Below are 10,459 nucleotides of genomic sequence, written 5' to 3'. Positions count from 1 at the left end.
GCAATATCGGTTCTGCTATTCCCCTCATAAAATAATGACACTGCGAGCAATCGCATGCGTTTTCGTGCGTTTGGTTCTTTACGAGAAAGCGCTAAAAGCTGTTCAGATATGTTTGGATTCAATGTTATTAACCGGTGATTTTATATAGTCTATATTAGATCAGATATTTAAGCGGAATGGTATTAAACCTGTCGCTATCTGCGTTAAAAATTTCTGATTTAGAATAACTAAATAACGAAATTTTTGCCTTGCTATCAACGAGGTTTTCTTGCCTCAAAATAGATCACTTAATTAAGCGAATTGGTATTACTTCACCTTGCGCTAATTCGTCTGTTATTAATGAGCTTTACCTCTTCATTGTGCATGACGAATTACCACGCTGTTGGGTTTCGCTTCGCTCTACCCAACCTACGCCAGACCTTCAAGCTTTACCTTGCTAATAGAAAACTCTGAAGTGCCTCTGGCAGGGCTTTATTGTTTAAGGAGGCTCTGACCTAAACACCCACACCGCGGCTGATAGCTGACGGCTGAAAGCTGATAGCTCTGTGTTTGGTTTCGCTGCGCTCTACCCAGCCTACGCCAGACTTCCAAACTTTACTTTTTCAACTTTCCCCTCGCTAACTCTCGTTTATAACACTCATTCCCCTTGTTTTTGCTCAGCTTTGGCTAGTTGAATGTATTTTGTTTCGACTAGTTGTGAGAGGGGAACAAGTTCGAAGCCTTGTTGTTGTAGTTCTGGGAGGGCTTGTTGCAGAAAAGCAACGGTTTCTGGGTAGGGGTGGGCAATGGCGATTGCGTAGTTGAAGTGTTGAGCTTTGGTTTTTAGCTCTTCTAGTTGGTGTTGTAGCTGACTTTGGGTGACATTGTTATCAAGAAATACATGGCGAGATACATTTGCGACACCATACAGGTTAGCAACATTTTGTGCTTCACTTTGACTCGTTGTACGGCTGTCTAAGAAATACAAACCACGTTTCTTTAATACTTCCATCGTCCATTTCATTGGCTCGGTAAGCTGTGTTAGCTCAGATCCCATGTGGTTATTGACCCCTTTTACTTGTGGTAAAGAGGCTAATGCATGGCCAAGGGTTGTTTGTAACTCTGACTTACTCATAGTATCGGTGAGCGCACCCGGACCAAGTGCTTTAGTTTTATCAAGCGCTTGCATTGGTACATGTAAAAGTAACTCTTTGTGGGTTTTACTGGCGCGCTCTGCAAATATTTGTGAATAGGGGGTATGGGGCAAGATCGAGAAGGTCACTTGCCCTGGTAAGTTTAATATTTCAAGATCGCGCTGATGGTTGCCTATATCATCAATTACTATGGCTATTTGCTTTGCTTGGCAGAATAGCGGTAGGCAACATACGGCGAGTAATAAGCCTTTTTTTAAGTTCACTTTTTGTAATTATTATATCCGTTGTGAGCATTTACTTACTGCATAATAACGAGCTGCTTTGCTGTAAGTTGCTTTTTGTCTTGTCTATCTAGAAGTGAGCTAAAAAGCGCCAATTCTTGGATATTTTTTATTATAACGCCTTGGTCAATTTCTGAAAGCATTGTTTGATTAATACTCACATCTGGAGTGATCCCCTTCCCATCGATAGATTGACCTAAAGGTGTGTAATAACGTGCTGTAGTCAGTTTTAATGCGGTATTACCATTACCTAATGGTATCAACGATTGCACTGAGCCTTTACCAAATGAAGTTTCGCCAATTAGCACCGCTCGTTGATTGTCTCTCAGTGCTGCTGCGAGTATTTCAGCTGCAGAGGCTGAGTTTTCGTTAATTAGCACGGCAATAGGAGCGCCACTGAGTATGTCGCCTTTATGGGCTTTAAACTTCTGATTAGCTTCATTAAAGCGACCTTTGGTGGATACGATGGTGCCGTTATCTAAAAACAGATCTGCAACTTCAATCGCCCCTTGTAATGTACCGCCAGGGTTATCGCGTAAATCAATGATTAAACCTGAAAGAGGGAAGCTATTGGTGACCTGCATTTTTGCAAGCTCTCGAGCAACATCGTGCAATGTATGATTGTTAAATGCATTGATACTGATCAGTGCAACGCCTGTATCTGCTAAATGGCCACTAACACTTTCTAGGTTAATCTGTTGGCGCTTAACCGAGAAATTAAGCTCAGTATTTGTCTCTCTTTTAACAACTACATCAACGGCGTTCTCACCGCTTTGGCGAATCAACTTAGCCACTTCTTCGATGCTTTTGTCTAAAATAGGCTGTTGATTAATCGCAATAACTTCATCATTTACCTGAAGACCCGCAAGCGCCGCAGGTGAGTTATTAATAGTGTTAACAATATACACTCGACCCTCTTCAATTTTTACTTCTATACCGAGTCCTGTGTATCTACCATTAGTGCTACTGAAGATAGCATCGAGCTCAGTTTCGTCGAGATATTTTGAATATGGATCAAGGCGCTCGAATAACGCTTCGACTTGTAAGTTATCAGGTTGAGTTACAAATGCGTTTTGTAGCTTCAGATCATCAACATAATACGTATGAATATTAAATAGGATTTCGTTTAGTTGCTGATGCTGTAGTGATTGTAACGAGGGTTTTGCAACAACCTGAAACGATTGCAATATCAGGCATAGCAAGCTGACAAGTAATAGAAAAGACAGCTGAGTAAAAAACTTAGCTGCAGAAAAATGCGCTTTGTAAGAGTAAGTTGTGTTTAGCATCAGCTGCTCCTCATAGAGTGCAGCTATTTAATCAATTAAATGCGTCTGCACCATTTTACAGGATTTACTGCGCGTCCTTTGTGGCGTATTTCAAAGTATAGACCAGGATCTGGTTGTCCGCCGCTTTGACCGACTAATGCAATTGTTTCGCCTTCTCTAACAAGGTCGCCAACATCGCGAAGTAGAGTTTGAGCGTGACCATATAAGCTCATAAAGCCATCGCCATGATCAATAGCGATAACCCAGCCAAAGCCATTTAGCCAGTCTGCGTAAACCACTTGGCCGTTCTGTACGCTTTTAACATTACTGCCTTCTTTGGCGCTGATTAGTACGCCTTTCCAATCTATGTTGCCGTGCTTGCGTTGTCCAAAGCGGTGGCGTAATGCTCCTTTGGTTGGCCAGTCGAGTTTGCCCTTACTACTTTGTAAGCCTAGTAATTCAACTTTTTCGTTTCGTTCTTGTTCAAGCTCTTCAATGGCGGTGATCAGGGTTTGCTCATTTTCTTTTAAGTAATCAATTGAGCTCTTCGTTTCTTTTAACGCTGACTGGAGTTTATTGAGGTTAGTTTTACGCTCTTGCTGTGCATTGACTAGAGCTTGCTGGCGTCTTTTTTGCTCATCATATAAGGCAACTAGACGTTGTTTGGTTTTTTCAAGCTCAGCTTGGTTGTCTGCAATTTCTTGCTGCAGTGCTTTGAGTTCTTCAATTTGCTCAATACGTGCTTTATTTAAGTAATTATAATAACTTAGTGTACGCTCAATTTTGGCTGTGTCTTGTTGGTTAAGCAACATCTTTGAGTAGTCATGACTACCCGCCATATAGGCGCTTTTTAGTTGTGCAGCTAATAAGGTTTGGCGTTGTGCTTGCTGGGCTTTAAGTTGCTCAGCTTTAGCTTGTTGTTCGCGTTGTTGTTGCTCATTTTCTTTAACAGATTGGGCGGCAAGGTTTAATGCTTTGGCATTTTTGGCGATGTCGAGCTCATGGGCGCGCAGATCTTTACGCATTTGGGCAATGGACTTGCGTTGACCTTTAAGCTCAGCCTCTGTTTTTTGTAAAGCTGATTGAATGTCTGATAAGTCTTTTTTGGTTTGATCTTCATTAGCAACAACCGTAGTTGCTACTAATGAAGTCAGTATTAAACCAGTTTTAAGGAAGTGGTTAATACATTTACTCATAGCTTATTTCAGCGTCATGATTGGTTTACCAGTCATTTCACTTGGCTGCTCTAAGCCGAGTAGGTGAAGCATGGTTGGAGCCACGTCACTCAGTGTTTTACCATCATGTGGTGTCGCATCACGGCCAACATAGATAAATGGCACTGGCTCACTGGTGTGTGCGGTATGTGCTTGGCCCGTTGCTGGGTTAGCCATTTGTTCAGCATTACCATGATCGGCTGTAATAAGCGCTTCACCACCATGTTCTTCAAGTGCTGCAACTACACGACCAATACAATGATCAACTGCTTCACACGCTTTCACAGCAGCCTCAAATACACCTGAGTGGCCTACCATGTCTCCGTTAGGGTAGTTACAGATGATGGCATCGTATTTGCCGCTAGCGATTGCTTCAACAAGTTTATCGGTCAGCATTTCAGAGTTCATTTCTGGTTGCAGATCGTATGTTGCCACTTGTGGTGATGGAATTAGTTCGCGAGTCTCACCAACAAATTCATCTTCACGACCACCACTAAAGAAAAAAGTCACGTGTGCGTATTTTTCTGTTTCAGAAATACGTAGTTGAGTTTTACCTTGTTTCTCTAACCATTCGCCTAATACATTTGTTAAAGGCTCCGGAGCAAACGCAATCGGCGCTTTAATGTCTGCTGCGTACTCTGTCATCATTACAAATGCACTTAACTTAGGTGATTTTTTCTTATCAAAACCACTGAAGTCAGCATCAACAAAGGCACGAGTCATTTCACGTGCTCGGTCTGCTCTGAAGTTAGCAAAGATAACAGTGTCGCCGTCATTGATCTCTGCAGCTGCTTGGCCTTCAGGTACAACCGTTGTTGCAGCCACGAACTCGTCGTTCTCGTCACGTGCATAAGCGGCTTCTAGTGCGGTTACACCGTCAGTGTAGCTGTATTCAGCAATGCCACTCACCATAACATCATAAGCAAGCTCGACACGATTCCAACGGTTATCACGGTCCATTGCATAATAACGACCAACAAGCGTGGCTAAACGGCCACAGCCAAGTTCAGCAAATACAGCTTCGATACGCTCAATTGAGGCTTTTGCACTACGTGGCGGTGTGTCACGGCCGTCTAAGAAACCGTGGAAGTAAACTTCTTTTGCACCGCGCTTAGCAGCTAGTTCGATTGTTGCAACAATGTGGTCTTCGTGACTATGAACGCCACCTGGGCTTAAAAGGCCCATGATATGCACGGCTTTGCCTGCATTTACAGCTTTATCGATATTATCAACAAGTGCAGGGTTACTATCGAACTCACCATCTTCAATGGCTTTAGTGATGCGAGTGAAATCTTGGTAAACGATTCGGCCAGCACCTAAATTTACGTGACCTACTTCAGAGTTACCCATTTGTCCTGCAGGTAAACCAACATCAAGTCCCGAACCTGAAATTAATGTATGTGGGCGGGTTGCCCAAAGGTTGTCGAGTACTGGGGTATTAGCAGCAAGTATGGCGTTACTTTCTGTGTCTTCACGGTATCCCCAACCGTCTAAGATCATTAATACCAATGGTTTTTTATGCTCTGTCATTATAGCTCCTGAAGATTGGCACTTATATATCACTAGCATACCGTGTTTTATGGTTTTGATCAGCTATCAATATGTCATATTAAAATATTTCACGCCCTAGCATTTTCAATTCAAGCACGTATACTTGCGTGGCAAATTTTAATTAACCCATGGCTATGCGCTGTGGTACCTAAATTTCTTAGTGGAAAACGCATGGATCAATATATTGAATTTATCTCGAATCATCCGGTTTTGAGCATTATCTGGTTGGCATTAGTTGCAATGCTGATCAGCAGTTGGTTTAAAAGTAAATTTTCGGCTATCCGTCAAATCAACCCACAGCAACTTACCTTGCTAATTAACCGTGATGATGGCCAAGTGATTGATATACGTTCACAAAAAGAGTTTAACTCTGGCCGTATTGCAGGCGCAACTCACTTAAATCCGGAAAAAGCAAAGCAATCTGATTTTTCAAGCCTTGAAAAGTTTAAGACGAAACCCATTATACTAGTATGTACCACGGGCATGACAGCCTCAGGTATCGCAACTGCAATGCATAAAGCAGGTTTTGAGCGTGTTTATGTATTAGCGGGCGGTATGGGCGCTTGGCAATCAGCTAGCTTACCAACAACGACCGGTCGTTAATAAGGCTCACTGCCCGATAGAGGAATTATTATGAGTAATGTTGTTCTTTACACAAAAGCATACTGCCCATTCTGCCAACGTGCTTTGGCGTTATTAGACAGTAAAGGTGTAGACTACACGAATATCGATATTGGTGTTCACCCTGAGCGTCGTGATGAAATGATCGACAAAGCAAATGGTGGTTACACAGTTCCGCAAATTTTCATTAATGATGAACATATCGGCGGTTGTGACGACATGATGGCAATTGAAGCGCAAGGCCTTTTAGACGCAAAGCTTAACGCTTAATAAATTTTAAATATAAAAACGAATACAAGTTAGGAATTACAATGAACGAAGAAAATCAAAACGCAGCAGCAGAACAAGCCGGCGCTCAATTCTCAATCCAACGCATCTATACTAAAGATGTTTCATTTGAGACGCCTAACTCACCTGCTATTTTCCAAAAAGAGTGGACTCCTGAAGTTAAGCTTGACTTAGATACTCGTTCTAACAAATTAGAAGAAGGTGTGTTTGAAGTTGTTCTTGCTTTAACAGTAACGGCTTCAATCGGTGAAGAAACTGCATTCCTATGTGAAATCCAACAAGCGGGTATTTTCACAATTGGTGAAGTTGAAGAAGTTCAACTTGCACACATGTTAGGTGCTTTCTGCCCGAACGTACTTTTCCCTTACGCTCGTGAAGCAGTATCAAACCTAGTTAACCGTGGTACTTTCCCACAATTAAACTTAGCGCCAGTTAACTTCGACGCACTATTTGCTCAATACATGCAACAACGTGCAGCTCAAGATCAACAGGCAACTGCAGACGCATAAGCTATGAGTACAGCACAATCAGCTGTTACAGTATTAGGGGCGGGGTCTTATGGCACCGCCCTTGCTATTTGCTTTGCCAGAAATGGCCACCCAGTTACTTTGTGGGGCCGCAATAGCGATGACGTTGCTACGCTTGCAGCTGAGCGAAAGAATCAACGTTATGTTCCAGATGTTAGCTTTCCTGAAACCCTCCAACTAGAAGCTGATTTAGAAACGGCAGTTAAAGCAAGCAAGATCATTTTGGTTGTTGTGCCGAGTCATGCTTTTGCTGGCACGCTGCAAAAAATCAAACCTTGGTTGTCAGAAGGTGCTGAGGTTGCATGGGCTACCAAAGGTTTAGAGCCAAATACAGGGCGTTTGTTGCAAGAAGTAGCGGTACAAGAGCTAGGAGATGATGTTCCTCTGGCTGTGCTTTCAGGACCTACGTTTGCAAAAGAAATGGCAATGGGATTACCAACTGCTATTTCGGTATCGTCGACTTCTAAAGACTTTGCTAAGCAATTAGCTGACCTTTTACACTGTGGCCGCTCATTTAGGGTGTATAACAATGATGACTTTATTGGAATACAGCTTGGTGGCGCAGTTAAAAATGTCATTGCGATTGGCGCAGGTATGTCTGACGGTTTTGGCTTCGGTGCCAACGCACGTACTGCTTTAATCACTCGCGGTTTAGCTGAGCTATGCCGTTTAGGTTGTGCATTAGGTGCCCGTTCAGATACCTTTATGGGTATGGCTGGCCTTGGTGACTTGATCTTAACCTGTACAGATAACCAATCTCGTAACCGTCGCTTTGGCCTTGCTCTTGGCAAGGGTGAAGGCGTAGAAGCTGCGATTGAATCTATTGGTCAGGTTGTTGAAGGCTATAGAAATACCAAAGAAGTGTATTTACTTGCTGAGCGCACTGGTATTGAAATGCCAATAACGGAGCAAATTTACCAAGTGCTTTATGAAAATAAAGATGTAAAAGAAGCTGCGATGGCACTACTTGGCCGTGAGCAAAAATCTGAATAATTTAGATTGTGCACTTTTAAATAAAAAACGCGATTTATTAATCGCGTTTTTTATTTAAAGTATATTTCTAATCATTAGCTTGATTGTTGCTTTTTAAATTTTTCGTTAATAAATTCGCTAACTTGCTCAGCTTTTAATGGCTTACAGTAATAATAACCTTGTTGAAAATGACAGCCCATAATATGTAGCATGTAGGCTTGTTCTTCTGTTTCTACTCCTTCGGCAACCACATTAATATCTAAATATTTAGCTAGTCGCACTATGGTGGCGGTGATATTACGATCTTGGTCGTTTTTATCGATGTCTTTTACGAATGACTTGTCAACTTTTAGCGTATCAATAGGAAAGCGTTTTAAGTAACTGAGTGATGAATGACCTGTTCCAAAATCATCTAGTGCAATATGTACACCTAGTGATTTTATACGTTTCATTTGCTGCTCTGCAAACTCAGGGTTATCCATCATGGCGCTTTCTGTGATCTCGAGTTCTAAGCAATGTGCTGGGACGTCAAATTTAGCCAAATTATCAACGAGTGTTTCTATAAGACTACTTTGTTGAAAGTGTAGGGCTGAAATATTAATAGCTACATTACCAAACGAAATGTTTTGTTTTCGCCACTGTGCCAGTTGATTAAGTAGTTGTTCCATTAGTAATTGGGTAAGCGGAATAATGGCACCATTTTGTTCAGCCAGCGGAATGAACTCATCGGGGTTAATCACACTGCCATCTTCTTGTGGCCAGCGAACTAATGCTTCAAAGCCGTATAACTGATTATGCTGGGAATCAATCTTAGGCTGAAAATAAAGCTCAAACTCATTGTTGTTGATAGCTCTAAATAAAGCGCTTTCTTTGGTTAACTCGGTTGGGTCGAGTGTGTGGCGGTCTTTGTCAAAAAATTGATATGTATTATGGCCCATTTTCTTAGCATGATTCAAAGCACTGGTTGCGCTGCGCATTAAGTATTCACAGTTGTAGGCGTTGTCTGGATAGATAGCAAGGCCGCAACAGGCAGATAGCGAAGTCTCAAAACCATCCAACATAAAAGGGGTTTTGAATTGCTGCAGCACGATGTCTGCGGTCTTTTTGGCGAAGAATACCGTTTTACCTGAGTAGAGATAGGGCGGCACAAGAATCGCGAATTCATCTGCGCCGAGCCTTGCAATGGTAAAAGCTGAGTTGAGTGCGCCAGTAAGACGGCAAGCAACTTCTTTTAATAAAACATCTCCAACAGTATGGCCCAAAGAGTCGTTTATTTTTTTGAAGTTATCTAGGTCGATAAATATGATTAGCAAGCTTGGGTATGTGTCGTTACAGGCTTTAATTGCTTTTTCGAGCGACTCTATAAAAATGGCGCGGTTTGATAAACCAGTGACAGTATCTTTGGTTGTAAGTTTGAGCATAGTTCGCTCATTATTCTTGCGGGCTGTTATATCTGAAAATACTCCGACATAGCGAACTGATTTTTTGAAAAAGCGTGAAGTCGTAATTTTAGTAATGGATAAATCAAGGGCGTAGGGTTTGCCATTTTTACGGACATTCCAAATTTCACCAGACCAATAGCCATCATCTATAAGCTCTTGCTTTATAATTGCTTCTAATTGTTGGTCACGGCCATTAGATGTATGTGCTTTAAATCGTTTACCGATGACATCATCCTTGCTAAAACCTGAGATTTCGCTAAATGTTCTATTAACCTCAATGATATTGAACTCATCATCAGTAACCCAGACAGCGTCTTTCGATTTTGAAAGTAACGCATCAACAAAAACCAATCTCTGTTTTTTACGCTGTAGAGCAATACTAATAATTATCACTACTGCGATGAGTAATAACAAGGTAAGTGCTGCGGTGATAACATAACTTGTTAAAGCAATCGGTGGGTTGGAAGTGAAAACTGTTGCAGCACTGGCAAAGTGCTGTAACAGTAAAATGATACAGCACACTAGGGTGAAAATACGCATTACTTTCCATCTAAAGTATTAAATCAGCCCTTTTAGATTAGTATATTAAAAAAGGTCGTGCTAAATAATTAGTGGATAATTTTAAATCACATTTTCAGTGCATTATTGACCGTTCACAAACCCTAATTGACGCCAAGATTCATAAACAAATACAGCCACTGAGTTAGATAAGTTCATGCTACGGCTGTCTTTTTGCATTGGAATGCGTACACGTTGTTCTTTCGGTAATGATTGAATGAGTTCATCAGGTAAGCCACGCGTTTCTGGGCCAAACACTAAACAATCGCCGGGTTGGTATTGTGCTTGATGATGAAATTGGCTGCCCTTTGTTGTGCAAGCATAGACTTTTTTGGGTTGGCATTTTTCAAGGTATGCTTCAAACGAGGCATGGCGCTGTACATGGCTAAACTCATGATAATCAAGGCCAGCTCGCTTTACACGTTTATCATCCCACTCAAAACCAAGGGGTTCAATTAGGTGTAACGCATAACCTGTGTTTGCGCATAAGCGAATGATATTACCCGTGTTTGGTGGAATTTCTGGTTGGTACAACACAATATCAAGCATGTGAATCTCATTTTAAAGGGTTTGATCTGCTGCTGAGTATACACGAACTAGAAAGAAA

At 41.7% G+C, this 10,459-nt stretch carries 10 protein-coding genes; 4 read left to right on the top strand and 6 right to left on the bottom strand.

All coding sequences use genetic code 11. The annotated features are described in order from the left end of the window. Positions 1-637: 637 nt before the first annotated feature. Genes IRQ78_RS09350 through gpmM form a run of 4 tightly spaced genes read right to left on the bottom strand, consistent with a single transcriptional unit; the run spans position 638 to position 5,423 of the window. A complete protein-coding gene (locus tag IRQ78_RS09350) occupies positions 638-1,396 on the bottom strand; it encodes a divergent polysaccharide deacetylase family protein (RefSeq protein WP_054550969.1) in 759 nt (252 codons plus the stop codon). A 35-nt stretch (positions 1,397-1,431) separates the two neighbouring features. Next, positions 1,432-2,700 carry a S41 family peptidase gene (locus tag IRQ78_RS09345; RefSeq protein WP_194441861.1) on the bottom strand — a complete coding sequence of 423 codons (1,269 nt, stop codon included), beginning with the start codon at positions 2,698-2,700 and terminating at the stop codon, positions 1,432-1,434. A 35-nt stretch (positions 2,701-2,735) separates the two neighbouring features. Next, positions 2,736-3,875, bottom strand: a complete 1,140-nt coding sequence (locus IRQ78_RS09340) for a murein hydrolase activator EnvC family protein (RefSeq protein WP_054550971.1) — start codon at positions 3,873-3,875, stop codon at positions 2,736-2,738. Between the two features lie 3 nt (positions 3,876-3,878). After that, the gene (gene gpmM / locus IRQ78_RS09335) at positions 3,879-5,423 is read right to left on the bottom strand and encodes a 2,3-bisphosphoglycerate-independent phosphoglycerate mutase (protein WP_054550972.1); all 1,545 of its coding nucleotides are present in this window, start codon (positions 5,421-5,423) and stop codon (positions 3,879-3,881) included. 192 nt (positions 5,424-5,615) lie between these two features. Between gpmM and IRQ78_RS09330 the strand changes: the two genes are divergently transcribed. From IRQ78_RS09330 to gpsA, 4 genes are read left to right on the top strand one after another with little or no spacing between them, the layout of a single operon-like run. Then, complete coding sequence (locus IRQ78_RS09330) at positions 5,616-6,047, top strand: rhodanese-like domain-containing protein (RefSeq protein ID WP_054551326.1); 432 nt, start codon at positions 5,616-5,618, stop codon at positions 6,045-6,047. Positions 6,048-6,077: 30 nt separating this feature from the next. Continuing rightward, the gene (gene grxC / locus IRQ78_RS09325; RefSeq protein ID WP_054550973.1) at positions 6,078-6,335 is read left to right on the top strand and encodes a glutaredoxin 3; all 258 of its coding nucleotides are present in this window, start codon (positions 6,078-6,080) and stop codon (positions 6,333-6,335) included. A 41-nt stretch (positions 6,336-6,376) separates the two neighbouring features. After that, positions 6,377-6,862, top strand: coding sequence for a protein-export chaperone SecB (secB, locus tag IRQ78_RS09320; RefSeq protein ID WP_054550974.1), 486 nt, complete (start codon positions 6,377-6,379; stop codon positions 6,860-6,862). A gap of 3 nt (positions 6,863-6,865) precedes the next feature. After that, positions 6,866-7,873, top strand: coding sequence for an NAD(P)H-dependent glycerol-3-phosphate dehydrogenase (gene gpsA / locus IRQ78_RS09315; protein ID WP_055022087.1), 1,008 nt, complete (start codon positions 6,866-6,868; stop codon positions 7,871-7,873). A gap of 74 nt (positions 7,874-7,947) precedes the next feature. On the opposite strand, the gene IRQ78_RS09310 is transcribed toward gpsA, so the two are convergent. Continuing rightward, positions 7,948-9,834: a putative bifunctional diguanylate cyclase/phosphodiesterase gene (locus IRQ78_RS09310; protein ID WP_194441859.1), complete on the bottom strand. Its 1,887-nt coding sequence runs from the start codon at positions 9,832-9,834 to the stop codon at positions 7,948-7,950. A gap of 102 nt (positions 9,835-9,936) precedes the next feature. Then, positions 9,937-10,401: a tRNA (uridine(34)/cytosine(34)/5-carboxymethylaminomethyluridine(34)-2'-O)-methyltransferase TrmL gene (gene trmL, locus IRQ78_RS09305; protein WP_054550977.1), complete on the bottom strand. Its 465-nt coding sequence runs from the start codon at positions 10,399-10,401 to the stop codon at positions 9,937-9,939. Positions 10,402-10,459: the final 58 nt, after the last annotated feature.

It is taken from the genome of Pseudoalteromonas simplex (assembly GCF_015278155.1).
GTDB classification, from domain to species: Bacteria; Pseudomonadota; Gammaproteobacteria; order Enterobacterales; family Alteromonadaceae; genus Pseudoalteromonas; species Pseudoalteromonas simplex.
This window is presented reverse-complemented; position numbering and strand designations above follow the sequence as displayed.

Bases quoted from the DNA above. Each gene is read 5' to 3' on its own strand.
- gpmM (WP_054550972.1), bottom strand. From the start codon at position 5,423: ATGACAGAGCATAAAAAACCATTGGTATTAATGATCTTAGACGGTTGG.
- grxC (WP_054550973.1), top strand. From the start codon at position 6,078: ATGAGTAATGTTGTTCTTTACACAAAAGCATACTGCCCATTCTGCCAA.
- trmL (WP_054550977.1), bottom strand. From the start codon at position 10,401: ATGCTTGATATTGTGTTGTACCAACCAGAAATTCCACCAAACACGGGT.
- IRQ78_RS09330 (WP_054551326.1), top strand. From the start codon at position 5,616: ATGGATCAATATATTGAATTTATCTCGAATCATCCGGTTTTGAGCATT.
- IRQ78_RS09340 (WP_054550971.1), bottom strand. From the start codon at position 3,875: ATGAGTAAATGTATTAACCACTTCCTTAAAACTGGTTTAATACTGACT.
- IRQ78_RS09310 (WP_194441859.1), bottom strand. From the start codon at position 9,834: ATGCGTATTTTCACCCTAGTGTGCTGTATCATTTTACTGTTACAGCAC.
- gpsA (WP_055022087.1), top strand. From the start codon at position 6,866: ATGAGTACAGCACAATCAGCTGTTACAGTATTAGGGGCGGGGTCTTAT.
- secB (WP_054550974.1), top strand. From the start codon at position 6,377: ATGAACGAAGAAAATCAAAACGCAGCAGCAGAACAAGCCGGCGCTCAA.
- IRQ78_RS09345 (WP_194441861.1), bottom strand. From the start codon at position 2,700: ATGCTAAACACAACTTACTCTTACAAAGCGCATTTTTCTGCAGCTAAG.